This is a genomic window from Reinekea forsetii (assembly GCF_002795845.1).
Taxonomy (GTDB): domain Bacteria; phylum Pseudomonadota; class Gammaproteobacteria; order Pseudomonadales; family Natronospirillaceae; genus Reinekea; species Reinekea forsetii.
In genome coordinates, this window is the sequence record NZ_CP011797.1 from 1,787,750 (window position 1) to 1,804,119 (window position 16,370).

The window sequence follows — 16,370 nt, forward strand, 5'->3', positions numbered from 1 at the left end:
CAGCACCTTGTTAATTAATTCTTCGTAGCTTTTTTATCATTCCGGAGACAACTTATACCAGTCTCAAAAAACCCCTGTCAAGCTGCTTAGTGCGTACTAATGCTGCTTTCGGTGCTGTTTTTTGATTTCTGCTTCGAAATTGCCGCAGCGACCTCTTCATCGGACAAGGGTTTAGGAACAGTTTCTAAGGCTATTTCTAATACCTCGTCGATCCAAGAGACCGGACGAATGTCTATTTCATTTTTTATATTATCAGGTATCTCTTTTAGATCACCGATATTTTCGCGCGGAATAATCACTATTTTTATACCACCACGATGAGCGGCTAGTAATTTTTCCTTAAGTCCGCCAATTGGCAGAACCTGTCCGCGTAGCGCAATCTCGCCAGTCATGGCAACGTCTGCCCGTACTGGAATCTTAGTAAGTACCGATACTAATGCGGTACACATCCCAACGCCAGCAGAAGGTCCATCTTTTGGCGTTGCGCCTTCTGGAACATGTATATGGATATCTTTAGTCTCGTGAAAATTAGGTACTATACCCAATTTTTGCGCCCTACTGCGCACTACGGTCATGGCCGCTTGTATCGACTCTTTCATTACATCGCCGAGCGAGCCGGTGCGTAACACTACGCCCTTGCCGTCCACACACGTGGCTTCCAGATTGAGCAGTTCCCCGCCCACGGACGTCCAAGCGAGTCCTGTGACCATGCCGACCTGATTTTCCTTGTCGGCAATGCCGTACTTGAACTTCTCAGCCCCAGAATACAGTTCAATATTGGTATTATCAATGGTGGTCAATGTTTTGCTGTCACCCAACACATTAGCCATAACCACTTTTCGGCATATTTTGGCTATTTCTCGTTCTAAGCCACGTACGCCGGCCTCTCGAGTATAATGCCGAATCAGCGAAATAATAGCGCTATCTGAAAAGAGTACCTCGTCTTTTTTCAAGCCATTGGCAGAAACCTGCTTCGGCGTGAGGTAGCGCTGTGCAATATTTAATTTTTCGTCTTCGGTATAGCCCGGGATTCGAATGACTTCCATTCGATCAAGCAACGGTACCGGTATATTCATGCTGTTGGAGGTGCAAACAAACATTACGTCGGATAAGTCGAAGTCTACCTCAAGATAATGGTCGTTGAAGGTATGGTTTTGTTCCGGATCCAAGACCTCGAGTAAGGCCGAGGCTGGATCACCGCGATGATCCATACCCATCTTGTCAATTTCATCGAGCAAGAACAGCGGATTACGAACCCCAGCTTTGCTGAGCTTTTGCACCACCTTACCCGGCATTGAACCAATATAGGTTCGCCGATGGCCGCGGATTTCCGACTCATCGCGCACACCACCCAGTGCCATGCGCACAAACGAGCGATTGGTGGCATTGGCAATGGATTGCCCCAGAGAGGTCTTACCCACCCCTGGCGGCCCAACCAGGCACAGTACCGGCCCTTTGACTTTCTTGACGCGCTGTTGAACGGCAAGATATTCCAAGATCCGGGCCTTGACCTCATCGAGACCGTAGTGATCGGCTTCCAGTACCGCTTTAGCCTTGGCCAGATCGTGGCGAACACGCGATCGTTTGGCCCACGGGACGCCGAGCATCCAATCGAGGTAATTACGCACCACCGAGGCTTCCGCTGACATCGGCGACATCATCTTGAGTTTATTTAACTCTGCCAATGCTTTGTCTTTAGCGTCTTTCGGCATGCCGGCTTCGCCGATCCGACGCGCCAGGTCTTCGACCTCGGTGGCATTATTTTCGTCGAGATCACCCAGTTCTTTCTGGATGGCCTTGATCTGTTCATTGAGATAATACTCGCGCTGCGATTTCTCCATCTGTTTTTTTACGCGTCCACGGATGCGTTTTTCAACTTCCAACAGATCTATCTCGGACTCCAGCAGCGTCAGCAGATGTTCAATTCGATCTCGCTCCCCCGCTACTTCAAGAACCTTTTGTTTCTCATCAACCTTTAGTGAGAGGTGCGATGCAATGGTATCGGCTAAGCGCCCAGGGTTTTCGATGCTGTTCAAAGAGGTAATAACCTCCGATGGCACTTTTTTGCTAAGCTGAACATATTTGTCGAATTGCGCCATTAGAATGCGCACCAACGACTCCTGCTCGCGCTCTGTCAAAACATTGCTGCTTAGGACAACGGCTTTGCCGGTTAGGAAATCTTCTTGCTCGACAATTTCCTCCAAAGCGACACGGTCAATTCCCTCAACCAATACCTTGACCGTACCATCGGGCAACCTGAGCAGTTGAAGGACAGTAGCCAGGGTGCCGACTTGATAGAGATCTTGGTGATTGGGTTCATCGTCTTTGGCGTTCTTCTGCGCCACAAGCAAGATTTTCTTGTCGTGATCCATCGCATGTTGCAGCGCCGCAATAGACTTTGGGCGACCGACAAATAATGGGATAACCATGTGTGGATAGACCACAACATCTCTTAATGGTAACAGGGGTAAGTCCAACGACAGACTTTCGGTTAGGTCCGGATGCGCCATGTAAACCTCAGAATAATAGAAAACACTTTCATCAACTATGGCGGCAAATTGAAGGATATCAATAGCTTAGCAAAAAAAAACGGGCCGAAGCCCGCTTAGTCAGTCTGCGTTACCGCTTGCGACCCGTTGAGACTCGGTGCTTTGGTAAATTAATAAGGGCTCAGACTCGCCGTTAATCACCGACTCATCAATCACCACCTTAGTGACATTAGCCTCTGATGGCACTCGATACATGGTATCGAGCAACACATTTTCCAAGATCGAGCGCAACCCCCGTGCCCCGGTGTTGCGCTGCATCGCCTTTTGAGCGATCGCTTTGAGGGCGCTTTCGCGGATGTCGAGCTCAACCGATTCCATATCAAACAGCTTTTGATACTGCTTCACTAAGGAGTTCTTCGGTTGGGTCAAGATTTGCATCAAGGCCTCCTCGTCGAGCTCTCTTAACGTTGCAACGACCGGCAAGCGGCCAATAAATTCAGGTATTAGGCCATATTTAACCAAGTCCTCAGGTTCAACCTCGGAGATGATGGAACCGATCAGACGCTCGTCTTTTTTGATCACCTCGGCATTAAAGCCGATACCGCCCTTTTCAGTTCGATGCTGAATAACCTTCTCCAGACCTGAAAAAGCGCCGCCACAAATAAAGAGGATGTTGGCGGTATCGACCTGTAAAAACTCCTGCTGCGGATGCTTGCGGCCGCCCTGCGGCGGCACGGAGGCTACCGTGCCCTCGATCAGTTTGAGCAGGGCTTGCTGCACACCCTCGCCGGAGACATCACGTGTGATCGATGGGTTGTCCGATTTACGTGAGATTTTGTCGATTTCATCAATATAGACTATGCCACGTTGGGCCTTTTCGACATCATAATCACACTTCTGCAGCAGCTTTTGAATGATGTTTTCGACATCTTCCCCGACATAACCGGCCTCGGTTAGCGTCGTTGCGTCGGCGATGGTGAACGGGACATTTAATAGCCGCGCCATCGTTTCGGCGAGCAATGTCTTACCGCTTCCCGTCGGGCCGATAAGCAAGATATTGGACTTACTCAGCTCAACATCGCTATTCGTTTCAGCATACTGCAAACGCTTGTAATGATTGTATACCGCGACCGACAACACCATCTTGGCGCGTTCTTGGCCAATAACATATTCGTCCAGTGTTTCGCGTATTTCAGCGGGCACTGGTAACTTGGCACTGTCACTCTTAGGGGCAATTTCCTGTAACTCTTCGCGAATAATGTCGTTACATAGATCGACACATTCGTCACAGACAAATACCGACGGGCCGGCAATCAGCTTTCTGACTTCATGCTGGCTCTTCCCACAGAAAGAACAATAGAGCAGTTTGCCGTCGTCGCCCTTTCTGGTTTTATCGTCAGCCATGTAAATACTCCAATACCTTTCTATCTAACAAAGATGCAACCGACTGGCCCAAAAGGCAAGCCCTGTACCCGTCAATTCCTGTTTTTTGTGCGGAAATCACGGGCAGGCTGCGACATATCTTAACTAAGAGCGAGTCGCAATGACCTTATCGATCAATCCATATTCCACGGCTTGTTCCGCGGTGAGGAAATTATCTCGATCGGTATCCTTTTCGACTTCATCGAATGGTCTACCGGTATGATAGGCCATAATTTCATTCAAACGCTGTTTCATTGAGAGTATTTCTCGCGCATGAATCTCAATATCGGTCGCTTGGCCCTGATATCCACCAAGTGGTTGGTGAATCATCATACGGGAATTGGGCAGACAATAACGTTTGTCTTTAGCGCCGCCCGCTAACAGCAACGCGCCCATACTGGCGGCTTGACCGATACACATGGTACTTACATCAGGCTTAATAAACTGCATGGTGTCGTATATGGCCATGCCCGCGGTGACCGAGCCCCCGGGTGAATTGATATAGAGGTGAATATCCTTATCTGGATTTTCGCTTTCTAGAAACAGCAATTGAGCTACGACCAGATTGGCTGTGTAATCCTCGATCGGGCCGATCAAAAAGATGACATTTTCCTTCAATAATCGGGAATATATGTCGAATGAGCGCTCGCCTCGGGAGGTCTGCTCTATGACCATTGGAACCAAGCCACCTGCATTGACTATCTCGCTGGCGAAACCCGGTTGGCGATCTGATGACATATAAAGACTCCTACTTAAAAGTAATGAAACAAAAAAAAGCTGGCTTCCAAAATGAAGAGCCAACTTTTATTGTAGTCGTTTAAACCAATTGCCTTGCTGCGGGTTAGTGGTGCTTAACCCTGCGCTGCGGTCTTTGATTTAATGGCTTCTTCATAGCTGACAGCCGTGTCAACAATTTTACATTTTGATAAGATATGGTCAACTGCGGCGTTTTCAACCACTACGGCCTTAACTTGATCTAACATTTCAGCATTATTACTATAATAATCAATAACCTGTTGCGGATCCTGATATACCGACGCTTGGTCTGCGATATAGCTCTTAACCGCGGCTTCATCAGCCTTAATCTCGGCAGACGTTACCACTTCATTCATAATCAGGCCGATTTTGACCCGTCGAGCAGCCTGTTCGCTGAACAAATCGTCCGGCAATGCACTAGGATCTATCTGGGATTGCTCGCCGAACTGCTTAACGGCTTGCTGCTTCAGACGTTGAATCTCTTCTTGCACCAATGCTTTCGGGACATCAAATTCATTGGCCGCAACCAGTTGGTCGATAACGGCGTTTTTCAGCTGTCCATCTAACGCGGTACGGGCCTCACGCTCCATGTTCTGGCGGACTTCAACCTTAAACGTCTCTACGTCCTTGCCTTCTGCGCCAAAGGCGGTAAAAAACTCGGCGTTCAACTCAGGCAATTCAGCTTCAGCAACTTCCAACACCTTAATGTCAAAAACAGCGAGCTTACCGGCCAATTCTTTGTTGCCGTAATCTTCTGGAAAGGTTACGTCGATAGCCTTCTCGCTGCCAACAGCCATGCCTTCGATGCCCGATTCGAATCCTGGAATCATCTGGCCAGAACCTAGGGTGACCGACTGCCCTTCAGCGCTGCCGCCGTCGAACAGTTCGCCGTCAATCTTGCCGGCAAAGTCAATCTTAACCCGATCGGTCAACTGAGCGACCCGATCCACGGCCACAAAGTTGGCGCGCTGCTTTTGCAGATTTTCGAGCATCGTATCGATATCAGCATCGGTAACAGTGGCAGTCATTTTCTCAAGTTCAATGCCGTCAAAACTGGCCAAGGTGACATCCGGAAAGACTTCAAAGGTCGCAGTAAACTCTACGTCCTGGCCCGTGATGTCTTTGGTGAACTCGATGCGCGGTGCGCCGGCTGGAATGATTTTTTCAGCGGAGATCGCTTGGACGTAGTGGTTACGCACAACATCTTCAAGAACTTCAGCGCGAATACCTTCGCCAAAACGTTGCTTGACGACAGACATAGGAACCTTGCCGGGACGAAAGCCGTCGATCTTAACTCGTCGGGCGGTGTCCTTTAATTTTTGACTAACAGCATTATCAATTTCATTTGCTGGTACGCCGACAGTCATGCGGCGTTCAAGACCAGCGGTTGTCTCGACAGAAACTTGCATGAGGCTTCCTCTTAATTATAAAAATACGGAAAAAATTTGGGCTGTTACTCTAAGGAGGCAGCAGCCCATAATCAAGGCCTAAAGTACCGTTAATTTAGTTTTTAACCGATTTAGGCAAAAAAAAAGGCCGTATAAACGGCCTTTTCAAATATTGGGGTGGACGATGGGGCTCGAACCCACGACCACCGGAATCACAATCCGGGGCTCTACCAACTGAGCTACGCCCACCATATCTGTACGTTGTGTTTTGGTGCGCCCGGCAGGACTCGAACCTGCAACCACTCCCTTAGAAGGGGAGTGCTCTATCCGGTTGAGCTACGAGCGCATTCCAGCCCGTTCTGCCGTTCACCTATCGATTTTGGTCGGAGCAGAGGGATTCGAACCCCCGACCCTCTGGTCCCAAACCAGATGCGCTACCAAGCTGCGCTATGCTCCGATCGATCCGTGTCCGTCAACGTGGGGCGCATATTAATGATGGACTCACCTTGCGTCAAACGTTATTTAAAAAAAATCTTAAAAAACAACGCGGTAGCCTATTTTGCGTACACAAAACGCGCCTCAGGAATGACGCACAAGCGGGTTGCCGTCTGGTCAGTCGCGTGAGAAAATAGCGGATTGACTTCTAACCCTAGCCGACAAGGTGATTGAGTGACTGCGAAAATAATTGACGGCAAGGCCATTGCGGCCGAGCTGGTTGCTAAGATATCCCTCGAAGTAAAGGCTTTAACTAGCCAAGGCCACCGCCCGCCGGGCTTGGCGGTTATATTAGTGGGGTCTGATTTTGCCTCGCAAAAATACGTTGGCAGTAAGATGAAGGCCTGTAACGACGTTGGCTTTAAGTCAAAAACCTATGAATTCCCCACAACAGCGCGGGAAAAGGAAATCCTTGATCTGATCGACACCCTAAATGAGGACGCCTCTATAGACGGTATCCTGGTGCAGATGCCGTTACCCGAGCACATTAACGCCGATACCATCGTTGAACGGATAAAGGTCGATAAGGATGTTGATGGCTTTCATCCATTCAATATCGGTCGCTTGGCGCAGCGCCGACCTCTGCTCGAGAGCTGCACTCCGAAAGGTATTATGGCGCTGTTACAGAGTACCGGCGAAGCCGTGCGCGGCAAGGAGGCGGTTGTGGTCGGCGCATCCAATCACGTTGGAAGGCCCATGTCCCTGGAACTGCTCTTGGCCGGTGCGACGGTGACTACGACCCATCGCTTCACCCAGAATCTGGAAAAACATGTCCGCGACGCCGATATAGTCGTTGTTGCGGCCGGCAAACCTGGCCTGGTAAAAGGCGAATGGATCAAACCTGGTGCTATCGTTATCGATGTTGGCATCAACCGCAATGAACACAACCAGATTGTCGGCGATGTCGAATTTGAGGCCGCCTACGATCGTGCCGGCTGGATAACGCCGGTTCCCGGTGGTGTCGGCCCAATGACAGTGGCCACCCTAATGGAAAACACCCTAATTGCTGCAAAACAATTGCATCTTGGCATTACCAATTAATAAAAGGATAGACGATGAACGTTTTACTTAAGACCTCTATGGGCGATATCAAGATTCAACTGGATTTTGACAAAGCCCCTAAATCGGCGGCGAATTTTCAGCAATACGTGGAAGATGGTTATTTCAACGGTCTGATCTTTCACCGGGTGATCAATGGCTTTATGGTTCAGGGTGGCGGCTTTGAGCCGGGCATGACCCAACGCGCCAGCGGTGCGGCGATTAAAAATGAAGCCAACAATGGTGTCAAAAACACTAAATATAGCTTGGCTATGGCCCGCACCATGGATCCGCACTCAGCAACCGGTCAGTTTTTTATCAATGTCGCCGATAACAGCTTTCTCGATTTTAAGTCTGAAACTGCAGATGGTTGGGGTTATGCCGTATTTGGTGCAGTCATTGACGGCACCGAAGTGGTTGACCGCATCAAAGCGGTGCCCACTACCTCTAAGGCCGGCCATCAAGACGTGCCGACCGACGATGTAATCATCGAATCCGCCACAATGGTCGATTAATGATCCAGTCTTTTGAGAATGCGCTGTTCATCTCGGACATCCATTTGACCGAAGATCGCCCGGACGTCGTTCGGGCTTTTTTTGACTTTTTACGCTGGATTCCAGAATCAACCGAGGCACTCTTTATACTCGGAGACTTTTTTGAATATTGGGTCGGTGATGATGCAACCAGCGATCTAGCCAACCAAGTCGCCATCGCGCTAGCCCATATTGCCAATAGCGCGCAAATACAGATCTTTTTTGTCGCGGGGAATCGAGATTTTGCACTTGGCAAGCGCTATGCCAGCCGTTGTCAGATGACTGTGCTCGCAGATGAAAGTCACTTCAAGATAGCCAATCGGCAGGTCGTCGTGACTCATGGTGATCAATATTGCAGCGACGATGTGAGTTACCAGCGCTTCCGCGCAGTGATTCGCCATCCTCTCGTGCTCTCCGCCCTACTCGGCTTACCGAAAAAATACCGGGTCCGGCTGGCAGAAAGCTTGCGGGCACGATCCAAATTCCGCTTTCAGACCAACCCGGTCTATATCGATGTTAACGAGCAAACCATTGCGGCCGCTTTCGCTCGCCTGGGCTGCCAACTGATGATTCACGGTCACACCCATCGGGCCGACATCCACACTTATGAGCACGACAAGGCTATGCATACCCGGTTGGTATTGGGCGATTGGCATCATCTTGGCTGGTATGCCCAGTTAAACGCAACGGGGCACTCGTTACACCAGTTCGCGATAGCCCAACCGGTATTTTAAGCCGCTAGTGGCGGGCCACTGTGAAAACGAAATTCATTATCGGGACGGGTAATCAGTTCTTGTTCGGCCGCGAGGAAGAGTTCGACGCGAGGAGTAATCGGCTCGACGCTGTATTGCTGGGCCAAACCCAGATAGTCACCATAGTGCCGACATTCACTGCGCAAGAGCGAAAAATAGAACTTGGCCAAATCATCGTCTAAAAAGGGTATCAATCGGGCGAAACGCTCACAGGAGCGAGCTTCGACGATAGCACCGATAATACATTTATCGACCAGCAAATAAGGCTCTTGCCGATTCGCCAATTTAAACAGCCCGGCCGCATAGCGTGAAGCCGATACCTCGATGTAGTCAATGCCACGCAACAGCATTATTTTATGCACCTGATCAAAGTGCACCAACTCCTCACGCGCCAACTTACTCATCTTCGCCAACAACTCGGGTCGGTCGATATATTTAAACATCAGTGACATGGCGGTTGAGGCCGCCTTTTTTTCACAGTTGGCGTGATCAATCAGCAAGGTTGGCAGCTGAGTCACCGCCATATCAAGCCACTCCTGAGGTGTTTCACAGGTTAAAAAGCTCCGAATCTCAACTAACAGATCGTCTATAACCGCCGGTTCCATTGCACCACCCTTCTATTTTGTTGGTTCTTGCTGTGAGGCACCCCGTGCTAATAAAGGACCTTAATGGGCGCGAATTATAAGAACTGGTCAAAAAAATGCTACGTTTGTTGATTAATTTGACCTATTTACCGCTAAAAGTGGATATCACGGCAAATATTCATACAATTTGCGTTTTCACCTAGACTTGAGTTGTTTAATGCCGTTTCCGTTTGCTCCTGATCAATACCAAAGCCAATTGGCCGCCAAAGAAGCTATCCTAACCGAACTATTAGCCGACTGGACGCGACCAGCGCTAAGCGTTTGCGCTTCGCAACCGAGCCATTACCGGATGCGTGCGGAGTTTCGCATTTGGCATGATGGTGCACGCTCTTATTACGCCATGTTCGACCCCAAAAACCCGACCGTACCGCTCGAGGTGACCGAGTTTCCGGTGGCCTCAAAGTTATTGAACCGGTTAATGGATGAGGTTATGGCAGGTGTGATGAGCGATCCGGAACTGCGCCATAAGCTATTCCAGGTGAACTTTCTCACGACCCAGTCCGGCGATGCACTCATAACTCTGATATATCATCGGCAATTGGCCGAGGACTGGCTCGAACGTGGCAACCATTGGCAGAGTGTGTGGGGCTTCCCGGTGATCGGTCGGGCACGCAAGCAACGGCATGTGTTAAGCCGAGACTTTGTCACCGAACAGCTCAGTATCGCCGGCCAGAGCTACGATTTTCACCAGTATGAGAGCAGCTTTACTCAGCCCAATGCCGGCGTCTGTGAACAGATGGTCAGCTGGGCCGTCGCACAAACACTGGGTTCGCAACAGGGCGACCTGATGGAGATGTATTGCGGCAATGGTAATTTCTCCATTCCCCTGTCGCACAACTTTCGCTTGGCCCTTGGCACAGAGATTTCACGCACCGCGGTTAAGAGCGCCCAAGAAAATATCAGCCTGAATCGACGTGACAACTTAAAAATCGCTCGCATGGCCAGTGAAGACCTGTCCAAAGCCTGGGTTAAAAATGAACCCAGTCGGCGCTTTAATGAGTTTGACATGGCCTCCTATGACTTTGATACCGTGTTGGTTGACCCGCCTCGAGCGGGTTTGGATGAGGACACCATCAGCCTTATTCAGCGCTTTCGACGCATCGTCTATGTGTCGTGTAACCCAGAATCAATGGTCGCCAATATAGCCGCCTTGCAAGGTGACTATAGGATGACCGCCTGCGCCCTATTCGATCAATTTCCCTACACCCATCATATGGAAGCCGGGGTCATCTTAGAGCGTTGTTAAGCCAGCGCCAGGACATGCGCCACTCAGGCATAGATCTGAATATGACACCCTTTTAGCGTACAATCTAACCGTTATAACCGCGGCCTGACCCCCGGCCGCCGCCCCTCAAATTTGGAGTAACAGATGTTTTCAGCCTTTCGCTTGGTTCGGATTCCACAAGACAGTCAATTGCAGGCGTGGAACGCCGCCGATGAACTGCTCTTGGAGCGCCTTAATACCAGTACCGCCGGCAAAATAGTGGTCGTCAACGACGACTTTGCCGCCCTTGCCGTGGCGCTGCACGAAAGCGATCTGGACTGGTGGCACGACTCGGCCATGGCCCAAGAAGCACTGCAGCTGAACTGCAGCAAGAATGCCGTTCGATTGCCCCAGATAATCGATCAGCTGGCCACGGTGGCCACCTATCAAACGGTGATCATCCACATTCCCAAATCAATTAAATTGTTTCAATGGCAATTGGAGCAGCTTATTGCGGCCAGCTCGGCTGAGACCCAGTTTTATGTTCTGGGCATGGTCAAACATGTTGGCAAGGGTCACATAAAGGTCATGGAACAGCTCTTTGCCGAGGTTGAACCCGGTCGAGCGGAGAAAAAAGCTCGGGTAATTCGTCTGCAGAAACCGATCACATCGGCCCAATCGGTTGGCAACAGCCAATATCAGGTACCCGAGCTATCGGCCGAATTCACCAACCTGCCCGGCTGTTATGCGGAAAATACCATTGATCCCGGGGCGCGCACCTTTATTGGCTTTTTTAACCTAATGCCTCAGGTCAACAAGGCGCTGGATCTGGGCTGTGGCAATGGACTTTTGGCAGTTGCCCTGCTGCAGCGGCAGCCGGAGCTCGAACTGTGCTTGGTAGATGACAGTCAACAGGGCTTGGCGTCGGCGCAACTCAGCCTGGCGGCAAACGGTTGGACCGAGAAACTCAGTTATCGGCACAGTAATGGCCTGAACCAGTTGGCTCACGATGAGCAATTTGAGCTAATTATCTGCAATCCGCCCTTTCATCAGAGCACGACCCTAACTGAAAACATCGCCGTCAAGATGATCCGTGATGCCGGCCAACACCTAACTGAGGGTGGACAGCTGTGGTTGGTTGCCAACCGCCATTTGGATTATCGCACCGCCTGCAAACGCCATTTTCAGGCGGTCAAGCTGCGCTCCAATAACGCCCGGTTCAATATTATTCAGTGTATTAAATAGGGCGCGGGTGTCGGCCGGCGATATAAAGATATAAGCATGGAGGGCGACTTGATGCAAAATGCGCTAATCTGCCCACTCTGTCTGGCGGATAACCGGTGCGCTTCCGCCGCTTCTACTAATAGAAGTAGCGCCGATAAGGCTGCCGACTGCTGGTGTATGGCGCTAGAGATTCCGCCTACCCTGCTCGCACAGGTGCCGACTGCGCAGCGCAACCGAGTGTGCATCTGCGCAACCTGTATTGCCGCTTTCTGGTCTAATGCAGGCTCGGAGGTAGGCGATGCTTAGCCCGAGCACAGGGCTTCATCGACTCCTACCGACCGCCTAAGGCTGACCACCGGTTGGCCTTAGGCAAAGCGATGGCGGATTTCGAAGCACTGGTGCGGCAAGCCGCGTTTGAAATCGTTCGGTACCGAGCGCAGCGTGACATCCTTGACTTGGAAACGGGCCTTCAGTTCCTCGGCAAGGACAAACTTCCTGGCGTTGTTGGAAAACACCAGCACCCCTTCTGCGGTGAGCAACTGCATGGCATCATTGATCATCGACTCATGATCGCGCTGAACATCAAGTGTGTCGGTCATGCGCGCAGAGTTACTGAAGGTTGGCGGATCGAGAATAATCAGATCAAAGGCATCCTTGCAATCCTTTAGCCAGGTTAAACAATCGGCGTGCACAAACTGATGGTTTGGCCCTTCTTTACCGCCGTTCATCTCAAGATTATCGCGCGCCCACTTCAGATAGGTCTTGGACAAATCCACGCTAACCGTCTTGATCGCCCCGCCCAGCAAGGCGTGGGACGAAAAACTGCCGGTATAGCAGAATAGGTTCAGAACGCGTTGCCCTTGGGCATTTTTCTGCACCCACTGGCGGGTATTGCGATGATCGAGAAACAGGCCGGTATCCAAATAGTCGAGCAAATTGACGCGCAACTTGACGCCGTATTCGGTGACATCAAAGAATTGGCCCGAGGGTGCATTCTTTTCGTACTGCTTGGTGCCCTTCTGCTTCTCGCGGCGCTTCACCGCGATTTGCGCGACGGGAATGGTGAAGATCTGAGATAACAGATCGACCGCCGTTAACAGGCGCTGCTGGGCCTTATGCTCCGGTACCGATTTGGGCGCGGCGTATTCCTGCACATGCAGCCAATCGCCATAATGGTCGACGGCAATGGCAAAGTCGGGCAGATCGGCATCGTAGACACGATAGGCTTCGATGCCCTCTTTAGCGCGCCATTTTTTAAGCTGCTTGAGGTTTTTCTCAACCCTATTTTTAAAGGCCAAAGCCTGTTCTGAGGCTCCCGCGGAGAGCGTGCTTTCACGTGGTTGATCGGCTGGAGTGGCCTGATAACGATACAGCGTCGTTTCAATAGCGCCGTTGTAAAAGGTCCGTTTCTGCGTCGGCCGGAGGCCGATTTCACGCGCGAGGATATCTTCTGAGGTCAACATAGCCATCGACCAACCCTCTAACTCACCGCGCGCGATCTCACCGATACGGCGGTAGGTCTTTAGCAGCGTTGGCTTATCACCCAAGCGCTCACCATAGGGTGGGTTCGACAACCATAGGCCTGGCTTTAACGGCCAATGGGTTGGCAGAGTCCAGTCATCTAGGTCTTTGTAATAACAACGCACCTGTTCGGCCAGACCCAATTTCTCTAGGGTCTCATTGGCCTGCGCAATCACGCCAGCATCGCTGTCGTAGCCCAGAATCGGTGGCATCTGCTCAATACCGACCAAGCGTCGTGCGCGGGCATCCTGCTGTACCGTCTGCCAATCCTCATGCGCATGTTGTAGCCAGCCTTCAAAGCCGAAACGTGCGCGGCCCAAACCGGGTGCGTAGTCGGCGGCAATCATCGCCGCCTCAATGACCAGCGTACCGGAACCGCACATCAGATCTAAGAAGGACTGTTTCTCGCGTGCCATGGCGGGCCAATCGGCGGCACACAGCAGTGCCGCAGCGAGATTTTCTTTGATCGGGGCCGGCCCGGTCGATTGGCGGTAACCACGGCGATGCAAGGAATCACCGGTTAGCTCGATGCCGAGGAACATTTTCTTTTTAGCGACCTGAGCATAGATGGTTAAATCTGGATCTTGAGCTACATCTGGACGGGTGCCGTGTCGGGCACGGAACTGATCGACCACCCAGTCCTTAACCTTTTGCGCGCCGAAGCGGGTATCGCGAATTTCTGGCAAATAGCCGGAAAAATTGACCTTGAGAGAACCCGTTGGCCTGACATGCTGATCCCAATCGACCGACGTCACCATGCGCTCTAGGGCCACAAAGGAGACATCACTGGTTTCATCCAGCGCGAGAAAGACGCGGTTGGCCAAACGACTCCATAAACACACTCGATAGGCATCGATCAAGGGCCCCTCAAAGGTTACACCCTTGTGCCAATCCCCGGTTTTAACCGCGCAAATGCCTTCAATTTCTTGCCTGAGTAGCCCGGTTACACCCTGTGGGCAAGTGACCCAGAATCGAAATGTTTGTGTGTTAGTCATTTTTAGACAGATTCTCTATAAAAAATATATTAATTAGTGTTTATTCGTATATGTAAGCTTTTGTAAGGGTCGGGAATCGTCCTAAGCAGCCCGCTAAATGGGCGTGCCAGTATTCGATTTCTTCTTATATATACTATTCATATAAAAATCGATGTTTAGATTATATTGTTCATCGACACGTACGTCCTTAATTAGTTACAACAGTAGCACATCTTTAGCTTTCACTTGGAACGTGTTTCCTTTGCGTTCCAGACTTTAGAAGCAACAATGTACGAGGCACACCTATGAAACGACAAAAAAGAGACATGATGGAAAGAGCTTTTCAAAAGGGATATATGGCCGGAGTAGAAGGCAGATCTAAAGAGTTATGCCCTAAAGAAGAAGGGCCGGAGCATCAACAATGGATCAACGGCTGGCGTGAAGGACGCAGCGACCATTGGGACGGCTACACCGGCGTTAGCGGTATCCATCGCGTCAATGAAGTTGTCATTCATCATTAAAGAGAACGAAGCTCGATAAAAAAAGCCAGCAAATGCTGGCTTTTTTTATGGCGCTAAGATCGTTGTTTTAAGATTAGAGCCGAGCCACGCGCTCGATGGCCTGTCTGACCAAGGTCGGACCATGGTAAATAAAGCCGGTATAGAGCTGCACCAAATCGGCCCCGACTCTGAGCTTTTCTTCCGCCTCATGGGGCGACATAATCCCGCCGACCCCTATTAGGGGTATTTTGCTGTCGAGTCGTTCGCGAAACAGCTTCAAAACATGATTCGCTTGCTCTCGCACCGGCGCACCGGACAAGCCCCCGGCCTCATCGGCATATTGAAAACCGCCGACCTCTTCGCGTGACACAGTGGTATTGGTGGCAATAACCCCCTCAACCTCAAGTTCATTGAAGGTGCTGGCCAATGTCTGCACCTCCTCATCGGTTAAGTCTGGCGCGATCTTGATCAAGATAGGGGTGTGCCTAAGGGTTTGATCCAGCGCCTGTTGGCGCTGCTTGAGGGCGCTAAGCAGTTGACTCAAATTATCGCCAAATTGCAGGTTCCGCAGCCCCGGGGTATTGGGCGAGGACAGGTTGATCACTATATAGTCTGCCACCTCATAGACCCGATCCAAGCAATAGAGATAGTCATCCACGGCCTGGTCCTCGGGGGTGTCCTTGTTTTTACCGATATTAATACCGACAACGCCCTTATAGGTCGTTCGTTTGACGCGCTCAACCAGGTAGTCGACCCCCTTATTGTTGAAGCCCATGCGATTGATAATGGCTTCTTTTTCGGGGATGCGAAAAATACGCGGTAAGGCATTGCCCGGTTGAGCCTTCGGCGTCACGGTGCCGACCTCAATAAAACCAAAGCCCAAGGCCCCCAAGGCATCGATATAATCGCCGTTCTTGTCCAAGCCGGCGGCAAGACCGACCGCGTTAGGGAATTCCAGGCCAAATACAGTGACGGCTTTCTGCTGCGTGGGCTTGGGTAAGAGGCCCGTCAAACGCAACCGCGACAGGGCTCCCAGGCTATCCATGGAGAGTTCGTGTGCCGTTTCACCAGATAACAAAAATAGTGCTTTTCGTAAGACGGAATACATGTGTTTCTCCCAGGCTAAGTGAGCCGGATTATACTGACTTTGACGGCGGTTGACAGAACGGGATCAACCGACCTTCACAATGTTAACGAACTTGTGTTCGGCATCGAAATGAATGGCAAAGCTGCCCCGAATGCCTTCACGCGTTACAAAGGGTTGCAAAATTGCGGTAGGAAAACGTACCCGACGGCCATCTTGTGAAAAGGCTGAAACCTGGGTAACTGAGCCCTTATAGTGCTTTAGGTATTCATCGGCGCTGATCACCAGATCAACAATTAGGGTACTTTTAGAGGCTGGTATGGCGGGCATGGTTAGGGTTCTGTCG

Annotated in this window: 15 protein-coding genes and 3 tRNA genes; 7 read left to right on the forward strand and 11 right to left on the reverse strand. The window is 50.8% G+C overall.

Features of this window, described 5'->3' with window-relative positions:
- Positions 1-86: 86 nt before the first annotated feature.
- The 7 genes from lon to REIFOR_RS08370 all read right to left on the reverse strand — a co-directional run bounded on the left by lon (position 87) and on the right by REIFOR_RS08370 (position 6,512).
- On the reverse strand, positions 87-2,510 hold the full coding sequence (gene lon, locus REIFOR_RS08340) for an endopeptidase La (protein WP_100257123.1): 2,424 nt from the start codon (positions 2,508-2,510) through the stop codon (positions 87-89).
- 99 nt (positions 2,511-2,609) lie between these two features.
- Complete coding sequence (gene clpX / locus REIFOR_RS08345; RefSeq protein ID WP_100257124.1) at positions 2,610-3,893, reverse strand: ATP-dependent Clp protease ATP-binding subunit ClpX; 1,284 nt, start codon at positions 3,891-3,893, stop codon at positions 2,610-2,612.
- Positions 3,894-4,016: 123 nt separating this feature from the next.
- Entirely contained in the window at positions 4,017-4,649 is a 633-nt protein-coding gene (gene clpP, locus REIFOR_RS08350) for an ATP-dependent Clp endopeptidase proteolytic subunit ClpP (protein WP_100257125.1), read from the reverse strand.
- A gap of 113 nt (positions 4,650-4,762) precedes the next feature.
- On the reverse strand, positions 4,763-6,076 hold the full coding sequence (gene tig, locus REIFOR_RS08355) for a trigger factor (protein ID WP_100257126.1): 1,314 nt from the start codon (positions 6,074-6,076) through the stop codon (positions 4,763-4,765).
- A 152-nt stretch (positions 6,077-6,228) separates the two neighbouring features.
- Positions 6,229-6,304, reverse strand: a tRNA-His gene (locus REIFOR_RS08360).
- A 20-nt stretch (positions 6,305-6,324) separates the two neighbouring features.
- Positions 6,325-6,401: transfer RNA gene (locus REIFOR_RS08365), tRNA-Arg, on the reverse strand.
- Between the two features lie 34 nt (positions 6,402-6,435).
- Positions 6,436-6,512: transfer RNA gene (locus REIFOR_RS08370), tRNA-Pro, on the reverse strand.
- A gap of 212 nt (positions 6,513-6,724) precedes the next feature.
- On the opposite strand from REIFOR_RS08370, the gene folD reads away from it, so the two are divergent.
- From folD to REIFOR_RS08385, 3 genes are read left to right on the forward strand one after another with little or no spacing between them, the layout of a single operon-like run.
- On the forward strand, positions 6,725-7,591 hold the full coding sequence (folD, locus tag REIFOR_RS08375) for a bifunctional methylenetetrahydrofolate dehydrogenase/methenyltetrahydrofolate cyclohydrolase FolD (protein WP_100257127.1): 867 nt from the start codon (positions 6,725-6,727) through the stop codon (positions 7,589-7,591).
- Between the two features lie 14 nt (positions 7,592-7,605).
- Positions 7,606-8,103 carry a peptidylprolyl isomerase gene (locus tag REIFOR_RS08380; protein ID WP_100257128.1) on the forward strand — a complete coding sequence of 166 codons (498 nt, stop codon included), beginning with the start codon at positions 7,606-7,608 and terminating at the stop codon, positions 8,101-8,103.
- Complete coding sequence (locus tag REIFOR_RS08385; RefSeq protein ID WP_100257129.1) at positions 8,103-8,855, forward strand: UDP-2,3-diacylglucosamine diphosphatase; 753 nt, start codon at positions 8,103-8,105, stop codon at positions 8,853-8,855. The genes REIFOR_RS08380 and REIFOR_RS08385 overlap by 1 nt, the downstream gene beginning before the upstream one ends.
- On the opposite strand, the gene miaE is transcribed toward REIFOR_RS08385, so the two are convergent.
- Entirely contained in the window at positions 8,852-9,478 is a 627-nt protein-coding gene (gene miaE, locus REIFOR_RS08390) for a MiaE family protein (protein WP_193437328.1), read from the reverse strand. The genes REIFOR_RS08385 and miaE overlap by 4 nt on opposite strands.
- 196 nt (positions 9,479-9,674) lie before the next feature.
- Here miaE and trmA point away from each other — a divergent pair, with 196 nt between their 5' ends.
- The 3 genes from trmA to REIFOR_RS17180 all read left to right on the forward strand — a co-directional run bounded on the left by trmA (position 9,675) and on the right by REIFOR_RS17180 (position 12,251).
- Positions 9,675-10,763 (forward strand): tRNA (uridine(54)-C5)-methyltransferase TrmA, encoded by a 1,089-nt coding sequence (gene trmA, locus REIFOR_RS08395; RefSeq protein ID WP_100257130.1) that lies wholly within the window; start codon positions 9,675-9,677, stop codon positions 10,761-10,763.
- Positions 10,764-10,886: 123 nt separating this feature from the next.
- Complete coding sequence (locus REIFOR_RS08400; RefSeq protein ID WP_100257131.1) at positions 10,887-11,966, forward strand: class I SAM-dependent methyltransferase; 1,080 nt, start codon at positions 10,887-10,889, stop codon at positions 11,964-11,966.
- A gap of 51 nt (positions 11,967-12,017) precedes the next feature.
- On the forward strand, positions 12,018-12,251 hold the full coding sequence (locus REIFOR_RS17180) for a cysteine-rich CWC family protein (protein ID WP_158524334.1): 234 nt from the start codon (positions 12,018-12,020) through the stop codon (positions 12,249-12,251).
- A gap of 59 nt (positions 12,252-12,310) precedes the next feature.
- On the opposite strand, the gene rlmKL is transcribed toward REIFOR_RS17180, so the two are convergent.
- Positions 12,311-14,461, reverse strand: a complete 2,151-nt coding sequence (rlmKL, locus tag REIFOR_RS08410) for a bifunctional 23S rRNA (guanine(2069)-N(7))-methyltransferase RlmK/23S rRNA (guanine(2445)-N(2))-methyltransferase RlmL (protein WP_100257133.1) — start codon at positions 14,459-14,461, stop codon at positions 12,311-12,313.
- A gap of 284 nt (positions 14,462-14,745) precedes the next feature.
- On the opposite strand from rlmKL, the gene rmf reads away from it, so the two are divergent.
- Positions 14,746-14,961, forward strand: a complete 216-nt coding sequence (rmf, locus tag REIFOR_RS08415) for a ribosome modulation factor (RefSeq protein ID WP_100257134.1) — start codon at positions 14,746-14,748, stop codon at positions 14,959-14,961.
- 73 nt (positions 14,962-15,034) lie between these two features.
- Here rmf and REIFOR_RS08420 read toward each other — a convergent pair whose 3' ends face one another.
- Both REIFOR_RS08420 and REIFOR_RS08425 read right to left on the reverse strand, forming a co-directional pair.
- Positions 15,035-16,048, reverse strand: coding sequence for a quinone-dependent dihydroorotate dehydrogenase (locus REIFOR_RS08420; protein ID WP_100257135.1), 1,014 nt, complete (start codon positions 16,046-16,048; stop codon positions 15,035-15,037).
- A 63-nt stretch (positions 16,049-16,111) separates the two neighbouring features.
- On the reverse strand, positions 16,112-16,354 hold the full coding sequence (locus REIFOR_RS08425; protein WP_100257136.1) for a DUF2835 domain-containing protein: 243 nt from the start codon (positions 16,352-16,354) through the stop codon (positions 16,112-16,114).
- Positions 16,355-16,370: the final 16 nt, after the last annotated feature.

Excerpts from the sequence above, each read along its gene's own strand:
- lon (WP_100257123.1), bottom strand. The coding sequence starts at position 2,510 with ATGGCGCATCCGGACCTAACCGAAAGTCTGTCGTTGGACTTACCCCTG.
- clpX (WP_100257124.1), bottom strand. The coding sequence starts at position 3,893 with ATGGCTGACGATAAAACCAGAAAGGGCGACGACGGCAAACTGCTCTAT.
- clpP (WP_100257125.1), bottom strand. The coding sequence starts at position 4,649 with ATGTCATCAGATCGCCAACCGGGTTTCGCCAGCGAGATAGTCAATGCA.
- tig (WP_100257126.1), bottom strand. The coding sequence starts at position 6,076 with ATGCAAGTTTCTGTCGAGACAACCGCTGGTCTTGAACGCCGCATGACT.
- REIFOR_RS08380 (WP_100257128.1), top strand. The coding sequence starts at position 7,606 with ATGAACGTTTTACTTAAGACCTCTATGGGCGATATCAAGATTCAACTG.
- REIFOR_RS08385 (WP_100257129.1), top strand. The coding sequence starts at position 8,103 with ATGATCCAGTCTTTTGAGAATGCGCTGTTCATCTCGGACATCCATTTG.
- miaE (WP_193437328.1), bottom strand. The coding sequence starts at position 9,478 with ATGGAACCGGCGGTTATAGACGATCTGTTAGTTGAGATTCGGAGCTTT.
- trmA (WP_100257130.1), top strand. The coding sequence starts at position 9,675 with ATGCCGTTTCCGTTTGCTCCTGATCAATACCAAAGCCAATTGGCCGCC.
- REIFOR_RS08400 (WP_100257131.1), top strand. The coding sequence starts at position 10,887 with ATGTTTTCAGCCTTTCGCTTGGTTCGGATTCCACAAGACAGTCAATTG.
- REIFOR_RS17180 (WP_158524334.1), top strand. The coding sequence starts at position 12,018 with ATGCAAAATGCGCTAATCTGCCCACTCTGTCTGGCGGATAACCGGTGC.
- rlmKL (WP_100257133.1), bottom strand. The coding sequence starts at position 14,461 with ATGACTAACACACAAACATTTCGATTCTGGGTCACTTGCCCACAGGGT.
- rmf (WP_100257134.1), top strand. The coding sequence starts at position 14,746 with ATGAAACGACAAAAAAGAGACATGATGGAAAGAGCTTTTCAAAAGGGA.
- REIFOR_RS08420 (WP_100257135.1), bottom strand. The coding sequence starts at position 16,048 with ATGTATTCCGTCTTACGAAAAGCACTATTTTTGTTATCTGGTGAAACG.
- REIFOR_RS08425 (WP_100257136.1), bottom strand. The coding sequence starts at position 16,354 with ATGCCCGCCATACCAGCCTCTAAAAGTACCCTAATTGTTGATCTGGTG.